This window comes from Eggerthella sp. (genome assembly GCF_048329335.1).
Classification (GTDB): Bacteria; Actinomycetota; Coriobacteriia; order Coriobacteriales; family Eggerthellaceae; genus Eggerthella; species Eggerthella lenta.
In genome coordinates, this window is the sequence record NZ_DBFEGU010000471.1 from 1 (window position 1) to 18744 (window position 18744).

Here is an 18744-nt window from a genome sequence, read left to right on the forward strand (position 1 = left end):
GAAACCGGCGCGGCGGTGCCCGTCGCGCCGAGCGCCGCCGCCGAAGGCGAGCGGGACGAGCGGGCGAGCCGTCGCAGCCCCGAGGCCGACGAGGCGCTGGCCTCGCGCGCCGAGACCGTGACGAGCGACCGTATCACGCGCGACGTGAAGCGTCGCGTCGACGAAAGCGCGCGGGCGCGATCCGCGCGCGACCGGGTCCGCGATGAGACGGAGCTGGGAGAGGAGGCTTTCTTGGATAACGACTACCTGCCGGGCGAGCTGGAGCAGCCCGATGAGCGCATCGCGCAGGTGCGCAGCCCTCGCGACGAAGCCGATCTCGATGCCGAGGCCGAGAGCGCTACGGCGCGGGAAGACCGTCGCGAGCTTCGCGAGGAGCGCCGCGAACGCCGCGAACGCCGCGAGGCGCGCGAGCGGGCCGACCGGACCGGCGGTCCCCAGACCGTGCAGCCCGACGACGTGCGCCTCGACGAGGAGGCGGATCGGGCGCTCGAGGACGCCGAGGAGGCCGCCGAGACCGACGAGCGTTCCATGGACGTCGAGCGCGCCGAGCTGGCCGAGGGCGAAGAGGCGGCCACGACCGACGACGGGCGGAAGGATCGCTGATGAGCGATATCGCCGCGCTGTTCACCTGGGTCAACATGCGCTTCCTGTTGCAGGGGCTCGGCATGACGCTGCTCATATCCGCTTTGGCCATCCTCTGCTCGGTGGTGCTGGGCACGGTCATCTCGGTCATGCGCACGTCGAACGCCCGCGTGCTGCGGGGCATAGCCACCGTGTACATCGAGATATTCAAGAACACGCCGCTGTTGCTGTGGATCATGTTCACGTTCTTCGTGGCGCAGTTGCCGCCCATCGGCGCGGCCGTGCTGGCGTTCACCCTGTTCACAAGCGCGAGCGTGGCGGAGATCGTGCGCGGCGGCCTGGCCAGCGTGCCGCACGGCCAGTACGAGGCGGCGCGTTCGCAGGGCTTCTCCACCGTGCAGACGTACGTGCTGATCATCCTGCCGCAAGCGCTGCGCAACATGGTGCCCGCGCTGCTGTCGCAGTTCGTGACCACCATCAAGGACACGAGCTACCTGTGGGGCGCCATGGCGTTGCAGGAGCTCATGGGCCGCGGCATGATCCTCATGAACAGCTACAACTCCACCGCGCAGATCTTCGCCATCTTCGGCATCATGGCGCTTATCTACTTCATCGTGTGCTTCACGCTGTCGCAGATCGTCCGCGCCTACCAGCGCAGGCTGAAGGAAGCCCGCGCCGTGTAGGGAGGGTTGCACGAGCGCGTTTCCCAGCCATCCCGAGCGCAGCGCGAAGTCGAAGGATCCCCCTGCGCGTCATCCGAACGGCGTTCCGCCGACCGGGGCCGCCGCATGCGACAACAGCGGCGGGCCTATGTGCGGCAAAATCGGGCTTTTGGCAGCACGGAAACGAGCTTCTCGCGGAGGCGGTCGGGCGATCAGGCGTTTTCCCGACAGCTTGGCGATCGGGCGTCTTCTTGCGGCGTTCGAAACGTGAAAACGCTGCCAAAAGTTCGATTTTGCTGCAGATCGATCCCTGGAAACGTGCGCGAGACGGAATTTGCGCCATGCGGCGAGCCGTTCTATCCCGCACCGCTTGCCTCGGCTGCCGACGCTACTGCACGTAGGCGAGGTAGGGGAGGTAAGCCTGCGCGCTTTCGGGGACGGCGAGCGTGACCGTCTGGCCGTAGACCTCGACGGAGACGTAGCCGGGATCGTCGTAGGTGGTGACGGTGCCGTTGATGCCGAGGGCGTTACCGTCGATGGTGCCGGTGGCCGTGGCGGTGGAGGGCAGCGAGGCGGCTTGCCATCCGTCGATGTCGAGCTGCTCGATGGCTTGATCGACCTGGCTTTCGCTGAGGCCGGTCGCCGCGGCGATGCTCGCTTTGCTGCCCTCGAGGGCGCTCTTGGCCTTGTCCTTGAGGCCGGTCGCGTCGATGGCCGCGTTCGCGGCGGCTGCCTTCGCGTCGTTCGCCAGGTCGCTGGCGGGGCCCGATCCGGTGCCCGAGAAGGCGAACACGCCCACGATGCCTACGATGATGAGGGCGATCAGCCCGAGGAACACGCCCAGGACTCGTTTCATGCGTAACCTCCCGTATCTCGACCCAGAGGGCCGTTGCGTTCGGCGGGACGCCGCCGCTGCTGCGTTCGTGGTGCGTGCGGAGCGGGGCGGTGGGTCGTTTCGGCGGCTCATCCCTTGCGATCAAGGGTACCCGAGAACGGGGCGCTTCACAAAACGACCCCAGCATCTTCAACCCGCGGTAACGAAATAACCACTCGATTTCCGGAAGTGCGCATGCGACGCGTGCGCGAGGAGTGCGCCGCCGCTCTGCCGGTACAAACGGGATTGGGAAGAGAGGCGGCCTTTATGACCACGCTCAGCGAATACCATGCGGAGCAGATGAAAGACCCGGAATACGCCGCTGAATACGAGCGTTTGCGGCCGGAGTACGACATCATCGATGCGATTATCGCGGCGCGTGCCGAAGAGAATCTCACTCAGCGCGAGCTCGCGCAGCGGTGCGGCATGAAGCAGAGCGCGTTCGCCCGGCTGGAGTCCGGCAACGCCAACCCCACGCTCGAAACGCTCAAGCGCGTGGCCGAGGGTCTCGGCAAGCAGCTGCGCATCAGTTTCGTCTAGCGCGTCCGTTTTCGCCAGCTTGGCAATTTCTCTCGCGCGGCGCGGAAAATCGTGTATGCTAACACCTGCTGTGCCCGAACGGCGCGGCGCATGCGCGCTTGACGGCGCGCCCATCCCCGCACACGTTAATAAATAGGTGGGGCAACCGTGTGAACGAAACAAGGCTGCGGGAGGCGGCCGGAAAGAACAGGAGGGAACCGCGTGAAGCTGGTGGTAACCGAGAAGAACGACGCGGCTCAGAAGATCGCCGACTTGCTCGGCGTCAAGAAACCCAAGGCGGACAAGGTGTACTCGACGCCGGTGTACCGCTTCGACGTGGACGGCGAGGAATGGGTGACCATCGGCCTGCGCGGCCACATCCTGGAGCCCGACTTCGCGCCGACGATGGTGTACAAGAAGCGCGGGGGATGGCAGGGCGTCACCGAGGAGGGCGAAACGCTTCCGGCGGAGCTGCCCGCGTCGCTGCCGAAGCCCCCGTTCAAAAAGAAGAAGCCCTTCACCGAGGACGGCGTGGAGCTGAAATCCTGGAAGATGGACGCGCTGCCGTACCTCGTGTACGCGCCCATCAACAAGCTGCCCAAGGAGAAGGAGATCATCCGCTCCCTGAAGAACCTCGCGAAGAAGGCCGACTCGGTCATCATCGCCACCGACTTCGACCGCGAGGGCGAGCTCATCGGAAGCGACGCGCTCAGCTGCATCCAGGAAGTGAACCCCACGGCGCCCGTGTCGCGCGCCCGCTACTCGGCGTTCACGAAAGAGGAGATCACGCACGCCTTCGACAACCTCGTCGAGCTCGACGTGAACCTCGCCTCCGCCGGCGCCTCGCGCCAGGACATCGACCTCATCTGGGGCGCGGTGCTCACGCGCTACCTGACGCTCGTGAAGTTCGCCGGCTACGGCAACGTGCGCTCGTCGGGTCGCGTGCAAACTCCCACGCTCGCCCTCGTCGTGGCGCGCGAGCGCGAGCGCCTCGCGTTCGTCCCCGAGGACTACTGGGTGATTCGCGGCGCGTTCGGTGCCGATCCCGACTCGTTCGAGGCCCCGCATGCCACCGCGCGCTTCAAGGCGGAGGCCGAGGCGCAGGCCGTCATGGCCCATGTGGAGGGCGCCACGCGCGCCACGGTGGCGTCCGTCGAGAAGAAGAAGCGCACCGTGCAGCCGCCCGCGCCGTTCAACACCACCTCGCTCATGGCGGCGGCGTCGGCCGAGGGCCTGAGCCCCGCGCGCACCATGCGCATAGCCGAGAGCCTGTACATGGACGGCTACATCTCGTACCCCCGCGTGGACAACACGGTGTACCCGAGCTCGCTCGACCTCGCCGACACGGTGAAGGCCATCTCCGGCAACCCGGCCTACGCGCCGTACTGCAAGGAGCTACTGGCGAAGGGCAAGCTCACGGCCACGCGCGGCAAGAAGGAGACGACGGACCACCCGCCCATCTACCCGACCGCCAAGGCCACGCCCGACGATCTGGCTCCCGCCGACTACAAGTTGTACAACCTCATCGCGCGGCGCTTTTTGGCGACGCTGTCCGAGGCGGCCGTCATCGAGGGCACGAAGGTCACCCTCGACGTGAACGCCGAGCCGTTCGTGGCGAAGGGCGACGTTCTGGTGAAGCCGGGCTACCGCGCTATCTACCCCTACGGCCTCAAGAAAGACGAGCAGCTGCCCGCGCTTTCCGAGGGCGAGACCGTCGCGTTCAACGGCGCCGTCTGCACGAAGAAGCAGACCGAGCCGCCCGCGCGCTACAGCCAGGGCAAGCTCATCCAGGAGATGGAGAAGCTGGGCCTGGGCACGAAGTCCACGCGCCATGCCATCATCGAGCGCCTCTATGCGGTGAAGTACTGCATGAACGACCCCATCGAGCCCAGCCAGCTGGGCATGGCCGTGTGCGATGCGCTGGACAAGTTCGCCCCGCACATCACGCACCCCGAGATGACGGCCGAGCTGGAAGAGGAGATGGACAACATCGCCGAGGGCCGCACGACGAAGGCCCAGGTGGTGGACACGAGCCGCAACCTTTTGTCCGAGCAGCTGGCCAGCCTGCTGCCGCACTCCGAGGAGGTGAAGGAGGCCCTGGCCGACGCCGTGGCCGCCGACGCCTACGTGGGCCCGTGCCCGAAATGCGGCAAGGACCTGCAGCTGCGCGCCTCGCAGAAGACCCGCAGCATGTTCATCGGCTGCGCCGGCTGGCCCGACTGCGACGTCACGTACCCGCTGCCGAAGGGCAAGGTGGAGGCCGTCCCCGAGCCGTGTCCCACGTGCGGCATGCCCCAGGTGAAGGTGACCGCGTTCCGCAGCAAACCGCGCACCATCTGCATCGACCCGCATTGCTCCACGAACCAGGAGCCCGACGTGGTGGTGGGCGAGTGCCCGGCCTGCAAGGAGAAGGGCATCCAGGCGAAGCTGATCGCGCAGAAGAACCCGCGCACCCTGAAGCGCTTCATCCGCTGCGAGAACTACGATGACTGCGGCACGGGCTATCCGCTGCCCCAGTACGGCGCGCTCACGGCCACCGAGGAGGTGTGCGAGCACTGCGGCGCCCCGATGGTGATCGTCACCACCGCGCGCGGCCCGTGGAAGCTGTGCCCCAACTTCGACTGCCCCGGCAAGGAGCAGAAGGAAGACGAGAAGGGTGCCAAGGGCGCCAAGGGGACGGCGGCCAAGAAGCCGGCGGCGAAGGCTCCCGCGAAGAAGCCCGCGGCGAAGAAAGCCCCGGCCAAACGCGCGCCCGCCGCGAAGAAGGACTAGGCGAAAGCGCGGAAGGCGTGAAGAAACCGTCCGCTTGGCCCGCCGAGAAAACACAGCGACGGGCCAAGCGGTACAATCATGCGAAGTACGATCAACGAGCGAGGAGAGCTATCACATGCCCAAGGTAACCATCGTCGGCGCCGGCAACGTCGGTGCCACCGCAGCCCACATCATCGCGTCCAAGAACCTGGCCGACGTCGTGCTCATCGACGTCGCCGAGGGCCTGCCGCAGGGCAAGGCGCTCGACATGATGCACATGCGCAGCGTCGAGCAGTTCACGGTCAAGGTGATCGGCACGAACGATTACGCCGACACGCGCGATTCCGACGTGGTGGTCATCACTGCCGGCATCGCCCGCAAGCCCGGCATGACGCGCGAGGACCTGCTCGGCGTGAACGCCGGCATCATGAAGTCGGTGATCGGCCAGGCCATGGAGGCGTCCCCGAACGCCGTGTTCATCTGCGTGACGAACCCGCTCGACGTGATGACGACGCTGGCGTTCCGGGAGTCCGGCCTGCCCGCGAACCGTCTCATGGGCATGGGCGGCGTGCTGGACTCCTCGCGTCTGGCGTTCGCGGTGTGCGAGCAGCTGGGCTGCGCGCCGGCCGACGTGACCGCCTGGGCCGTGGGCGCGCACGGCGAGGGCATGGTGTGCTGGCCGCGCTTCACCACGGTGGACGGCACCCCCATCACTGAACTCATGGACGAGGCGGCCGTGGCCAGCGTGGTGCAGCGCTGCGTGAAGGGCGGCGCCGAAGTGGTGGCCTTCCTCAAGACCGGCAGCGCCTACTACGCGCCCGGCGCGTCCATCGCGAAGATGGTGGAGGCCATCCTCACGGATTCGCACGAGGTGATGAGCGTGTGCGCGCACATCGACGGCCAGTACGGCATCGAGGATCTCTACATGAACGTTCCGGTGCGCCTCGGCAAGAACGGCGTCGAAGAGGTCGTGGAGTTCGACCTGAACGATGACGAGCTGGCCGCGCTGCGCGCCAGCGCCGACAGCGTGCGCGCGGGATTGGCGAACCTGCCGGAGTAGCCGATCTGCGAGACGGGGGAGGGAGCCGCGCAGAACTTCCCGCACGCGCAGCGATTGCTGCCGTACGGACTCCTCCTGTCCCTGCCGGTTGAGAGGGTCGGCGTAGGTTGCGATAGTGCGGATCGGGGGAGCGTCGCTTGGGCGGCGCTCCCCGTCGTTAAGGGAGGGGTTGCGCTCCCCCTGGGAAGGAAGGGCTCAGCATGCTGGTCGAGATCGACGAGAGGTACTGTATCGGGTGCGGGCGCTGCGTGGACGATTGCGTGGGCGCGAACCTTGAGGTAGAGGGCGTCACGGCGCGCGTGAAAGGGCTCTGCATCCTGTGCGGGCACTGCGTGGCCGTGTGCCCCACCGGGGCGGTGTCCATTCCAAGCTACGATATGGCTGACGTGGAAACATGCGTGCCCGCCGGCGCGGCTGTCGATCCTCGCACAATGCTTCGGGTCGTCAAGTCGCGTCGCAGCGTACGCGACTACCTCCCGAATACGATCGAGCAGGACACGCTGCGCCTCGTGCTAGAGGCGGGACGCTACACCGCCACGGCGAAGAACGCCCAAGGCTGCCGCTTCATCGTGGTGCAGGACGAGCTCGACGAGTTCAAGCGCCTCGTGTGGGACGGCATCGAGGGCATGCTGGCGCCCCCTGCCGCCGACAAGCCGCGCTGGGTCAAGCTCTACAAGCCCTTCCTGGTCGACGCGCGGGCGGGGCGGCAGGACTTCCTGTTCCGCAATGCGCCCGCCGTCGCGTTCGTGGCGGCCGAGCGCGCCGACGACGCGGGGCTGGCCGCGCAGAACATGGAGCTCGTGGCGGCATCGCTCGGCTTGGGCGCCCTGTTCAACGGCTACCTGTGCCGCGCGGCCGAGGAGCTTCCCGCCGTGAAGGCGTTCCTCGAAGCGGAGGACAAGCCGCTGCAGATATGCATGCTGCTGGGCCATCCCGCCGTCTCCTACCGGCGAACCGCGCCGCGCCGCGCCGGCGACTTCGTGATGAAGTAGCGCATGAAGGTTGTAAGCGTCGAGCAGGCGCGACGGCATCGTTTGCGCGCGCATCATCTCGATCGCGCATACGGCATCGAAGACGCGGCGGAGCTTGCGGGCGCGTGCGGAATGCAGAACACGCCGCCGGGCGCATGGGAGACGGCCTTGTTCAACCGCGCGCCGGCCTGTCGCAGGGAAGATGCCGAGCGCCTGCTGTACGGGGAGAAGACGCTCGTGCAGGCGTGGAGCCTGCGCGGCGCGCCCGTGGTGTTCCCCGCGGCCGAAAGCGCGGCGTTCCTGTCGGCGCTCGTTCCGGCGAAGGGCGAGCCGTGGGCGTACACGAAGGGCATCGGCCTTGCGCTCGATGCGCTGGGCATGGAGTTCGACCGGCTGCTCGAACTGCTCGTGCGGGCGATGCCGCGCCTCGACGACGAGGCGATCGCGAGCAAGGTGGCGCTCGATCAAACGTTGGCGGATTGGGTCGAGCCGCTGCTTCCTGCGAACAAGCGCGCGGCGTGGCGACAGCCGTCGATGTACGGCAGCCCCGACAAGCAGACGGTGGGAGGAGCCGCGGTGTCGTTCTTGCTGCGCCCGTGCTCGTTCATGGGCCTCGTCGTGTTCGGCGAGCGCGCCGGCGCAACGCCCACGTTCACCTCGTACCGAAGGTGGACGGGCGGCGCGCTGCAGCCGGACGCTGACGCCGCCGCGCGTCTGGTGCGGAAGTTCGTCCATTGCTACGGGCCGACGAGGCCCGATGCGCTCGCGGCCTGGACGGGGTGCTCGGGCGCGCAGGCGCGCCGCATGTGGAAGGGCATTGCGGACGAGCTGGAGCCGGTGGAGTTCGGTGGCAAGAAGGCATGGGCGCTGGCGGCCGACCTCGATGCGCTCGCATCGGCGGAGCCGCCGGAGCGCGAGGTGCTGCTGCTTGCCGGCCACGATCCCTATCTCGATCAACGCGACCGCGCCACCTTGCAGGTCGACGTTTCGTTGCAGCGGCGTATCTGGAAGACCGTTGCGAACCCCGGCGTCGTCGTGCGCAACGGGGAGGCCGTGGGCACGTGGACGGCCAAGAAGAAGGGTGCGGGCCTGTCCGTCTCGCTGGCTACGTGGGTTGCCTGCTCCGAACAGAAGCTGCGCGACCTCGCCGAGGCCTACGCCGCCTTTCGGGGTTTGAAGCTGTTGGGCGTGAGCTTCGAGTAGCATCTCGGCTCGTCCCGAGAAACATCGCGAATGCACGGTTTCCGGACTCCATGTGCGGCAAAATCGTCGTTTTGGCACGTCGAGCTCGTTCGGAAGCCGTGTTCCGGAACACCGTCGGAACGCGAGCTGGGGTTTCGCCTGGCCGATTCCCAGAAAAAGGCGTCGAAGCCCGTCGAGACTGCCAAAACGACGATTTTGCCGCACATCGCCTTAAGGAAAGGTGCGGCGGGACGCCGGATGCGGGCGAGCGTATGCGTTCATGGGAAGATTTGCCGAAGCGATCGACGGGGGCGGGGAAGGAGTAACGTGCTTGCGGTATAATCTCTCCTTATGGAAACCATCATCACGAAATCACAGGTCGCGGACGCAGTCTACGCGGCCATCCCGAAGCTGGCCTGCGTGCTGCCGGCCGATATCGAAGCGGGGCTCGCCGTGGCGCGGGAGCTCGAGGGCAATCCGCGCGGGCGCGCGGTTCTCGACCAGCTAATTGAGAACGCGGCGATCGCCGCCGAGGATCGCGTGCCTATCTGCCAGGACACCGGCACCGTGTGGGTCAGCCTCGAGATCGGGCCTGACGTAGCTGTACGCGGCGACGTGTTCGCCGACGTGGACGACGCCGTCGCCCGCGCCTACGACGAGGCGCGCCTGCGCAAGTCGGTGGTGCGCGATGCCGTCCTCGACCGCGCGAACACGGGCGACAACACGCCTGCGTTCTGCGACGTCCATCCCGTGGACGAGCCGGGCGCGGCGCGGCTGCACGTTATGCTGAAGGGCGGCGGCTCGGACAACGCGAGCCGCGTGGTCATGCTGGTTCCGGGTGCCGGCAAGCAGGGCATCGTCGACGAGCTCGTACGCTGCGTGCGCGAGAAGGGCGCCAACGCCTGCCCGCCGCTCGTGGTGGGCGTCGGCATCGGCTCCACGTTCGACAAGGTGGCCGGCTTGGCGAAGCGGGCGCTCATGCGGCCTGTGGACGAGCCCGCGGCCGACGACCGCCTGCGCGCGCTCGAAGAGGAGCTGCTCGCGGCCGTGAACGCCACGGGCATCGGACCCGGCGGCCTGGGCGGCCGCACGACGGCGCTGGCCGTGCGCGTGGCCACGGCGCCGTGCCACATCGCGGCGCTGCCCCTGGCCATCAACATGGGCTGCTCGGCCATGCGCAGGATCACGGTTCCGCTGGCTTGCCAGCCAGCGGAACGGCTCGACGCTGCGGCTTCCCGCCGTACCCGATCTTCGCGCGATGCCGCAGGCTTGCGTACCGAAGTACGCGGCGCCTGCGCCATCCCCCGAATCTCAGGCACTGCGGAAACCCTCGCTGACTTCGCTGAACCTGCGTCTGATCGTTCGCGCTGTGCGCGAAGCGCCGCGGATGCGGGCGAGGAGGTGCGCCATGGCTAGCGCTGATCGCATCCGCCTCGCGTTGCCGTTCGACCGCGCCGCGCTGGCCCGGTTGGAGGCGGGCGACTCCTGTCTGCTCACCGGCCCTTTGTACACGCTGCGCGACGCGGGACACGTGCGCCTCTTGGCCGAGCTGGAAGCCGCCGGCGGCGCGCTGCCCTACGGTCTGGACGGTCAGGCCATCTTCTATGCGGGTCCCACGCCCGAAGCGGCCGGGCGCCCCTTCGGCGCGGTCGGGCCCACCACGGCCAGCCGCATGGATTTCGCCGCCCCCGCGCTGCACCGCGCAGGCGTCGCGGCGACGGTGGGCAAGGGCCGCCGCTCGTCCGAGGTGCGCGATGCCTGCCGCGCGACGGGTTCCGTTTATTTCGTGGCATGCGGCGGGGCCGCGGCCTATCTGGCGAAGTGCGTGGCATCATCGGAGACGGTGGCGTACGACGATCTGGGAACCGAGGCCCTGCGCCGCATCGACGTGGTCGATTTCCCCGTCTTCGTCGGCGTCGACGTACGGGGCCGCGACGTGTACGACCTCGTCTAGCCAGGGCACGCTTTCAAAGGGAGAGGGAACGACCATACCCGTGATACACGAATCCGCACAAGCAACCGATGCCCTGCGCGGCATCTTCATCACGTTCGAGGGCGGCGAGGGCGCCGGCAAGACGACGCATATCCGCTTTTTGTCCGAGACGCTGCGAGCGCACGGCCGCGAGGTGCTGTGCCTGCGCGAGCCCGGCGGCACCGAGGTGGGCGAGCAATTGCGCGCCGTGGTGTTGGACCCGGCGAACGGCGGCATGTCCGACGAGGCCGAGCTGCTCATCTACGAGGCCGCCCGCGCGCAGCTGATGGCGCAGGTCATCGCGCCCGCGCTGGCGCGAGGGGCCGTGGTGCTGTGCGACCGTTTCACCGATTCGACGGTGGCCTACCAGGCCTACGGGAGGGGCTTGCCGCGCATGTTCGTCGACCGCGTGAACGAGTTCGCCTGCCAGGGCGTGCATCCCGACCGCACCATCCTCATGGCCACGGGCGGCGAGGCGAACGTGGGCCTCGTGCGCGCGACGCATCGGGGGGCGGCCGACCGCCTCGAGCAGGCGGGCGAGGAGTTCCATGCCCGCGTGAACGAGGCGTTTCTGGAAATCGCCCGGCGCGACCCCGAGCGCGTGCGCGTGGTGGTCTCCGACGGCAACAAGTCGCAGACGGCTGCTGCGGTGTTCGCCGAGCTGGCCGACCTGTTCCCCTGGATGGCGCAGGTCGTCGACGACGACCCTGCCTTTTTCGACCGCCTCGACGTGAAGCGTTCGAAAGTGGAGGCGTAAAGCCGTGGCCGACGCGTTCGAGAACATCCTCGGCCAGCCGCAGGTGCGCGAATTCTTGCGCGCCACGGTGGCGCAGGGCAAGGTGAGCCACGCCTACCTGTTCACGGGCCCGGCCGGGTCGAACAAAACGATGGCCGCCTACGCGTTCGCGCAGGCCGTGCTGTGCCCGAAGGGGGCCTCCGGCCCGCGCGGAGGCAACTGCGGCGCATGCGACGCCTGCCGGCGCATCATGCGCAAGAAGCATCCCGACGTGCGCTACTTCGCGCCCGAAGGCGCGGGCGGCTATCTGGTCGAGCAGATCCGCGACATCGTGGCCGATACGTCGATGGCGCCCATCCAGGCGCACAAGAAGGTCTACATCCTCGATCGCGTCGACCTGCTGGGCGTGCAGGCCGCCAACGCGTTCCTCAAGACGCTGGAGGAACCGCCGTCGGACGTGGTGCTGATCCTGCTCGCGCGTACGCGCGAGAGCGTGCTGCCCACCATTCTGTCGCGTTGCCAGGTGGTGCCGTTCCGCACCATCCCGGCAAGCGAGGCGGCCGGCATCATCGTGCAGAACACGGGCGCGTCGCGCGAGCAGGCGCGCATGGCCGTCGAGGCCTGCGACGGCTCCATTACGCGTGCCGTGGAGTTCTTGAAGTCCAACGAGCGCCTGGCGTTCCGCACCCGCGTGCTGGAGGTGCTGGGCTGTCTGCGCAAGGCAGACGACTGGGACGCCGTCGGGTTCGCGAGCGAGCTCGTGGTGCTGGTGAAGGCGCCGCTGGACGTGGCGCGCGCCGAGCAGGAGCAGGAGCTCGCCGAGAATGCGGACTTCCTGGCGAAGTCGGCCATCCGCCAGATCGAGGCGCGCAACAAGCGCCAGCTGACGGCCAAGACCTTCGAATCGCTGCGCCAGCTGACGGCCATCGTGCGCTCGTGGCTGCGCGACGTGATGGCCGTGTGCGCCGAGACGCCCGAGCTCGTCATCAACGTGGATGCCCGCGCCTCCGTCATGGAGGCGGCCGAGGCCACCGATGAGGCGCGCGCCGCCGCCGCGCTAGCGGCCGTGCGCCGCTGCGACGAGGCGATCTCGTATAATGTATCACCGGAAACGTGCATCGACGCGATGCTGTTCGAGATAAGAGAGGTGCTCTATGGTTCGCATAGCGCCGATTAACCTGTATTACAACCCCAAGACGCTGTGGTTCGACGCCGGCGACCTGGACGTGCGCGCCGGGGACGGCGTGATCGTGTCCACGGCCCGCGGCACCGAGTTCGGCCGCGCGGCCCACGACGTGTTCGAGGCCGACGAGGCGCAGATCAAGAAGCTGAAAAGCCCGCTCAAGCCTGTCAAACGCATCGCGACGGACGAGGACGAGGCGCGCGCGGCCGAGCTGGAGGCGAAGAGCCGCGAGGCGCTGCCCGTGTTCAAGGAGATGGCTGCCGAGGGCAACGGCGACATGCACCCCGTGTCGGTGGAGTACCTGTTCGAGGGCGACAAGGCCATCTTCTACTTCGAGGCGGAGGAGCGCGTGGACTTCCGCGAGCTCGTGCGCAAGCTGGCCGCGCACTTCCGCGTGCGCATCGACATGCGACAGATCGGCGTGCGCGATGAGGCCCGCATGGTGGGCGGCCTGGGGCATTGCGGCCAGGAGCTGTGCTGCAAGCGCCTGGGCGGCGAGTTCTGCCCCGTGTCCATCCGCATGGCGAAGGAGCAGGACCTCTCGCTGAACCCGCAGAAGATATCGGGCGTGTGCGGACGGCTCATGTGCTGTCTGCGCTACGAGTTCGACGCGTACAAGGACTTCAAGAGCCGCGCCCCGAAACAGAACGCCACGGTGGAGACGCCCGACGGGCCGGCGAAGGTGGTGGATCTCGACGTGCCGCGCGAGATCGTGTCGCTGAAGATCATGGGCGAGAAGCCCGTGAAGGTGCCGCTGGCCGACTTCGACCCGCCCGAGGAAGGCTCGAACCGCCCGAACCGCGTAGGCGAGGAGGCGTGGCAGGACGCGACGACGGCCGACCCTATCGGATTTGCGGGCGAGTCGGCGCTGTTCGGCACCACGACGCAGCTGACCGGGCAGGACAAGCTGGCCGATCCGGGTTCCGTGCGCCGCACGGGCCGCGGCGGTCAGAAGCCGTCGAAGGGCGGCGGCTCGAACGGCGGCCGCGCGGGCGGCGGCCAGAAGGGCGGCGGCAACGGCGGCCAGAAGGGCGGCAAACAGGCCGACGCGCAGGCGCAGAGCGCGCGCAAGCCGCGCAGGAGGCGCTCGACGAAGGTCGGCGGCGAGGGCGCTGCCGCCCCCGAGGCGGCCGAGACGCAGAAGCGCAAGCAGAAGCAGCAAGGCGGCGGCTCGCCGAAGGGCGGGCAGGGCGGCCAGCAGCAGAAGCGCCGGTCGGGTCAGGGCGGTCAGAGCGGCAACGGCGGCTCCAAGAAGCAGCAGGGCCAGCGCCAGGGAGGCGAGGGCGCGAAGAAGCAGGGGCCGAAGGGCATGCAGCCCTCGAAGCCTCGTCCCGGCCAGAAGTCCTCAGGCCTGCGCCAGGGCCAGAAGCCGCAGCAGCCGCGCCAGGACAAGGCGCCCCGCCCCGAGCGCTCGGGGGCTCCGAGCGGCGAGGGCGGCCGCCCGACGGGAGACGGCGGGCATCGCCGCGCCCGTCGCCGCAGCCACAAGGCGGGCGGCTCGGACGGCGCGGGCGCGCCCGGAGCGGGCGGCGCGGCGCCGAGCGGCGAATAGCGGACGTACGGAGGAGGCTCATCGGGAATGAAGATCGACTACGCGCTGTTGACTGACCTGTACCAGCTCACCATGGCGCAGGGCTATTGGGAGACCGGCCAGGGCGACACGCAGGCCTGCTTCCACATGTACTTTCGCGACTACCCGTTCAAGGGCGGCTACGCCATCGCGTGCGGCATGGCGCAGCTGGCCGACCTCGTGGACGAGTTCTCGTTCTCGGACGAGGACGTGGCCTACCTGGGCTCGCTCGACGCGCCCGGCGGCGGCAAGCTGTTCAAGCCGGAGTTCCTCGACTACCTGCGTACCTTCGAGCTGCGTGTGGACATCGACGCGGTGCTCGAGGGCACCGTCGTGTTCCCGCACGAGCCGCTGGTGCGCGTGACCGGCCCCATCATGGATTGCCAGCTCATCGAGACGGCGCTTCTGAACTGCGTGAACTTCGAGACGTTGATCGCCACGAAGGCGGCGCGCGTGTGCCTGGCGGCGCAGGCTCCCGTGGCGGAGTTCGGCCTGCGGCGCGCGCAGGGCGCGGGCGGCGGCTTGTGGGCCAGCCGTGCGGCCGTCGTGGGCGGGTGCGCCTCCACGTCGAACGTGCTGGCGGGCAAGCTGTTCGACATCCCCGTGTCGGGCACGCACGCGCACTCGTGGGTCATGTCGTTTCCCGACGAGCTCACGGCGTTCCGCGCGTACGCCGAGGCGTTCCCGAAGAACTGCGTGCTGCTTGTGGACACCTACGACGTGGAGCAGGGCATCAAGAACGCCATCACGGTGGGACTGGAGATGCGCGAGCGCGGCGAGCGCCTGAGCGGCATCCGCATCGACTCGGGCGACTTGTCGTGGCTCGCGCGCATGGCGCGCGCCATGCTGGACGAGGCGGGCCTGACCGACTGCGGCATCGTGCTGTCGAACGATCTGGACGAGTTCACCATCCAGTCCATCCGCGACGAGGGGGCCCAGGTGACCTCGTGGGGCGTGGGCACGAAGCTGGCCTGCGCCTACGACCAGCCCACGCTGGGAGGCGTGTACAAGCTGTCGGCCACGCGCGCCTCGGGGGAGAGCGAGTGGACCGACCGCCTGAAGATCTCCGAGTCGGCCGCCAAGCTGACCACGCCCGGCGTGCTGGACGTGCGCCGCTACTTCTACTGCGGCAGCGGGCGCTTGGCCGGCGATATGGTGTTCGACGTGAACGCGCCCGGCGACAAGCTGCGCGAGGTCATCGTCGACCCGTCCGACGACCTGCGGCAGAAGAACCTCTCGGGGCTGTGCTCCGAGACGCTGCTCAAGCCGCTCGCGCGCGACGGCCGCACGGTGCTCGACGCGTCCGAACGCGACGCATGGGCGGCTCGCGAGCGTGCCCAGGCGGGCCTCGCCACGCTCGACGAGAGCCAGAAGCGCATGCTGAACGCCCACACCTATCCGGTAGGCCTCGAATATGGTCTTTTTGAGCGCCGTCGCGATCTGGTTGTGAAGCTGCGGGGCATCGCGTAGTGTACGAGGGTACGTCATCGACTGGTTCGGGCGCCTGTGCCCCATGTCAAGGAAGGATGTCATGATCAAGATACTCACCGATTCGGTCGCCTCCATTCCCGCCGACGTGGCGCGCGAAGCCGGCATCGACGTGGTCACCCTGTTCGTGAACCGCGAGGGATGCGAATACGCGGACTCTGAGATGGATTTGGACGCGTTCTACGCCGACATCTATGACATGGTAGACAACATCCCCACGTCCAGCCAGCCGTCCCAGCACACGCTGGAAGCCGTGTTCGAGGAGGCGGCGCGCGCGGGCGACGAGGTGCTGGGCATCTTCATCTCGTCGGAGCTGTCGGGGACCTACGAGGGCGCCGTGCGCGCAGCGCGCGCCGTGAAGGCGCGCAACATCGACTTCACCTACGTCATCGTGGACTCCACGTCGTGCGGCTACGACGAAGCGTGGCCGGTGTTCGACGCGGTGGCCGCGCGCGACGCGGGCGAGGACCTGGCGGGATGCGCAGCGGCGGCGCTGCGCGGCATCGAGTCCACCCGCTTCCTGTTCACGCCCGAAACGCTCACGTTCCTGCAACGGGGCGGGCGCATCGGCAACGCGGCGGCGCTGCTGGGCAACCTCATCCAGCTTTCGCCCGTGCTCACGGTGAGCGACGGCAAGGCCGACACGTTCGCGAAGGTGCGCACGCGCAAGAAGGCGCTCGACCGGATCGTGACCGAGTTCAAGAAGGATGTCGAGCAGCACGGCCTGAAGCACGTCGTGGTGCACTACATCGGCGACAAGGCGCCGGCCGTCGCATGGGCGCGCGAGGTCGTCGAGCCGCTCATCGGGCGCACGGTGAGCGTGTTGCCGGTGAGCCCCGTCATCGGCCTGCACGTGGGACCGGCCGTGGGGCTTGCCTATGAGTGCGCAAGCGCCCTGGCCGGCAAGATCAGCGGCCCGGTGCAGGCGCGCGCCTGCGCTTCGTAGAGTCGCGCGATCGTCCGATACCGTATGCAAACCGCTCAGAAAGCGAGAAACGCTCATGCAGCATAAGTGCAACCTCATCATCGATTCGTGCTGCGACCTGCCGTTCGAGGTCGTCGACCGGGAAGGCGTCGAGCTTATCAGGTTCCCCTACATCATGAGCGACGGCGAGCATGCCGACGATCTGTACCAGACCTCGTCGGCGCACGATTTCTACCAGGCGATGCGCAACGGCGAGGAGCCTACCACCGCGCAGGTGCCCGTGCCCGTGTTCCGCGACGCGTTCGAGCGCGCCATCGCAAGCGGGGTGCCCACCGTGTACTTGAGCTTCTCCAGCGGGCTGTCCGGCAGCTTCGATGCAGCGGCGCTCGTGCACGACCAGCTGATGGCCGAGCATCCGGACGCCGAGCTGTACATCGTGGACACGTGCTTGGCCTCGGTGGCCGAGGCGCTGCTGGTGTACGAGGCGCTGCGTCAGCGCGACAACGGCATGACGGCGCAGGAGCTTGCGCGCTGGGCCGAGGAGGCGCGCTACTTCGTGGACGCCGAGTTCATGGTGGACGACCTGGAGGCCCTGCGCCGCGGCGGCCGCATCCCCAGCTCGGTGGCGTACGCGGGCTCGAAGCTGGACGTGAAGCCGCTGCTCACCATCACCGTCGACGGCAAGCTGTCGCTGGCGGGCGTGGCGCGCGGGCGCAAGAAGGGCATCAAGCAGCTGGCCGAGTACTACAACAAGCGCAAGGCCGACTCGCGGCCGGGTCGCTGCGTGGTCATCGGCAACGCCGACTGCCCGAAGGACGCCGCTCGCCTGCAGGAGGCGCTGGGCAAGGGCGACGACAGCATCCTGTTTCTGGAGAGCAGCATCGGGCCGGTCATCGGCAGTCACGTGGGGCCGGACATGATCGCGGTGGTGTTCTGGGGCAACGACAAGCGCGAGGAGCTGTCGGTGGCCGACCGCATCGCGAAGAAGGTCAAGGGCGGCGAGTAGCCCGCGCGCGAGCGGCTCGCGACACATGGAATTCGAACGCATCGGGAAAGGTGCTTAGATGGAACTTTCGTTCGTATACTCCGGCAACGAGACGGTGGGCGCTATGGTGGTGTCCCGCCTGGAGGCGGCCGGCTGCACGCGCACCGACGACGTCGCGCATGCCGAGGCCATCATCACGTACTGCACGTCGCAGACGGCGCTGGAAGACGCGTACTTCGACGAGCAGGGGCTCGTGCAGGCGGCGGGGAAGGGCGCGCTGCTCATCGACCTGTCGGCGTCGACTCCCAGCTTCGCGCGCGAGCTGAACGCCGTGGCCGTGGTGAGCGACCTCATGTCGGTGGAGGCGCCGCTCGTGGTGGTGGACGTGGCCCGCGCCGACGCGTTCGGCGACCGCGACAACCTGGTGTGCTTCGTCGGGGGCGACGAGGAGGCCGTGGCGGAGGCGCGTCCCGTGCTGGAAGCGATCGCCGGCACGGTGCAGGAAACGGGCGGGGCGGGCTCTGCGCAGCTCGCGCGCGCCGCGTACACGCTGCAGACGACGGCGCAGGTGATCTCGGCCGTGGAGGCCGACGCGCTGTACCGCGCCGTGCGTCGCTCGTCGGCCTCGCTCGACCAGGCGACGGAGCGCGTGGGTGCGGCGACGCCCGTGGCCGAGCAGGTGCTGGCCGCGGTGAACACGGGGCGTTTCGACGGCATGTACACGGTTGAGATGTTCATGGCCGAGCTGTCCGCCGCGCTGACGGCGGCCGACGACGTGGACCTCATCCTACCGCAGGCCGAGGCGTGCCTGCACCTGCTGGAGCTGCTCGCCGTCATCGGCGGCTCCGACAAGGCGCCTGCAGCGCTGGCGCTGGTGTACGGCGAGGAGAAGACGTGCGCCGAGCAGGGCCTCGACTGGACGCGCGCTGAGCAGGCCTACGGCGACGTCGCCGAGGGCTTCGACGATCTGGACGACGACGGCCACGACCACGGGCACGACCACGGTTCCTTCGGCGATTATCCCGGCTACGGCGCGTATTCGGCCAATTAGGGTTCCGTCGGCCTACGGCCGACGGACCTTGCCGACGCTGCGGGCGGCTGTGGCACCCGATCTCGCCGCGAAGCCGAGGACTCGCGTACCGAAGTATCCCCTGCGGGGACTTCTTGCAGGATGCGCTTCGTCCTCGCCTTCCTCACGATCTCGGACACCACAGCCGCCCTCTCTGACATTATTGGACCGGTGAGTCTATGAATCTGGCATTATCAACATGCGACCTCTGCCCC

16 protein-coding genes and 1 pseudogene are annotated in these 18744 nt (G+C 68.3%); 16 read left to right on the forward strand and 1 reads right to left on the reverse strand.

Translation table 11 applies throughout. From position 1 onward, the window contains the following. A pseudogene (locus ACMO6A_RS14555) lies at positions 1–603 on the forward strand (polar amino acid ABC transporter permease); the annotation flags it as partial. Further along, positions 603–1265 (forward strand): amino acid ABC transporter permease, encoded by a 663-nt coding sequence (locus tag ACMO6A_RS14560; protein WP_418471466.1) that lies wholly within the window; start codon positions 603–605, stop codon positions 1263–1265. The pseudogene ACMO6A_RS14555 and the gene ACMO6A_RS14560, both read left to right, overlap by 1 nt. A gap of 367 nt (positions 1266–1632) precedes the next feature. Here the strand turns inward: ACMO6A_RS14560 and ACMO6A_RS14565 are convergent, their stop codons facing one another. After that, complete coding sequence (locus ACMO6A_RS14565; protein ID WP_009304730.1) at positions 1633–2100, reverse strand: hypothetical protein; 468 nt, start codon at positions 2098–2100, stop codon at positions 1633–1635. A 222-nt stretch (positions 2101–2322) separates the two neighbouring features. On the opposite strand from ACMO6A_RS14565, the gene ACMO6A_RS14570 reads away from it, so the two are divergent. The 14 genes from ACMO6A_RS14570 to ACMO6A_RS14635 all read left to right on the forward strand — a co-directional run bounded on the left by ACMO6A_RS14570 (position 2323) and on the right by ACMO6A_RS14635 (position 18511). Next, positions 2323–2658 (forward strand): helix-turn-helix domain-containing protein, encoded by a 336-nt coding sequence (locus ACMO6A_RS14570; RefSeq protein WP_231566134.1) that lies wholly within the window; start codon positions 2323–2325, stop codon positions 2656–2658. Positions 2659–2859: 201 nt separating this feature from the next. Then, positions 2860–5409, forward strand: coding sequence for a DNA topoisomerase I (locus ACMO6A_RS14575; RefSeq protein ID WP_009304728.1), 2550 nt, complete (start codon positions 2860–2862; stop codon positions 5407–5409). Between the two features lie 115 nt (positions 5410–5524). Beyond that, positions 5525–6448 carry a malate dehydrogenase gene (mdh, locus tag ACMO6A_RS14580; RefSeq protein ID WP_009304727.1) on the forward strand — a complete coding sequence of 308 codons (924 nt, stop codon included), beginning with the start codon at positions 5525–5527 and terminating at the stop codon, positions 6446–6448. Between the two features lie 200 nt (positions 6449–6648). Continuing rightward, positions 6649–7440, forward strand: coding sequence for a nitroreductase family protein (locus ACMO6A_RS14585; RefSeq protein ID WP_009304726.1), 792 nt, complete (start codon positions 6649–6651; stop codon positions 7438–7440). Between the two features lie 3 nt (positions 7441–7443). Next, a complete protein-coding gene (locus tag ACMO6A_RS14590) occupies positions 7444–8622 on the forward strand; it encodes a winged helix DNA-binding domain-containing protein (RefSeq protein ID WP_015760417.1) in 1179 nt (392 codons plus the stop codon). A 330-nt stretch (positions 8623–8952) separates the two neighbouring features. Continuing rightward, positions 8953–10017 (forward strand): fumarate hydratase, encoded by a 1065-nt coding sequence (locus ACMO6A_RS14595; protein ID WP_009608243.1) that lies wholly within the window; start codon positions 8953–8955, stop codon positions 10015–10017. Further along, positions 10010–10555, forward strand: coding sequence for a fumarate hydratase C-terminal domain-containing protein (locus ACMO6A_RS14600; protein WP_009304722.1), 546 nt, complete (start codon positions 10010–10012; stop codon positions 10553–10555). The genes ACMO6A_RS14595 and ACMO6A_RS14600 overlap by 8 nt, the downstream gene beginning before the upstream one ends. 40 nt (positions 10556–10595) lie before the next feature. Then, positions 10596–11330 (forward strand): dTMP kinase, encoded by a 735-nt coding sequence (gene tmk / locus ACMO6A_RS14605; RefSeq protein WP_009304721.1) that lies wholly within the window; start codon positions 10596–10598, stop codon positions 11328–11330. Between the two features lie 4 nt (positions 11331–11334). Then, positions 11335–12486 carry a DNA polymerase III subunit delta' gene (holB, locus tag ACMO6A_RS14610; protein ID WP_009304720.1) on the forward strand — a complete coding sequence of 384 codons (1152 nt, stop codon included), beginning with the start codon at positions 11335–11337 and terminating at the stop codon, positions 12484–12486. Beyond that, complete coding sequence (locus tag ACMO6A_RS14615) at positions 12464–14044, forward strand: PSP1 domain-containing protein (protein ID WP_009608240.1); 1581 nt, start codon at positions 12464–12466, stop codon at positions 14042–14044. The genes holB and ACMO6A_RS14615 overlap by 23 nt, the downstream gene beginning before the upstream one ends. Before the next feature lie 27 nt (positions 14045–14071). Next, positions 14072–15532: a nicotinate phosphoribosyltransferase gene (locus tag ACMO6A_RS14620; protein WP_009608238.1), complete on the forward strand. Its 1461-nt coding sequence runs from the start codon at positions 14072–14074 to the stop codon at positions 15530–15532. A gap of 61 nt (positions 15533–15593) precedes the next feature. Further along, positions 15594–16496, forward strand: a complete 903-nt coding sequence (locus ACMO6A_RS14625; protein ID WP_009304717.1) for a DegV family protein — start codon at positions 15594–15596, stop codon at positions 16494–16496. A 55-nt stretch (positions 16497–16551) separates the two neighbouring features. Then, positions 16552–17481, forward strand: a complete 930-nt coding sequence (locus ACMO6A_RS14630; protein ID WP_009304716.1) for a DegV family protein — start codon at positions 16552–16554, stop codon at positions 17479–17481. Positions 17482–17539: 58 nt separating this feature from the next. Beyond that, on the forward strand, positions 17540–18511 hold the full coding sequence (locus ACMO6A_RS14635) for an NAD(P)-binding domain-containing protein (protein ID WP_009304715.1): 972 nt from the start codon (positions 17540–17542) through the stop codon (positions 18509–18511). Positions 18512–18744 lie beyond the last annotated feature (233 nt).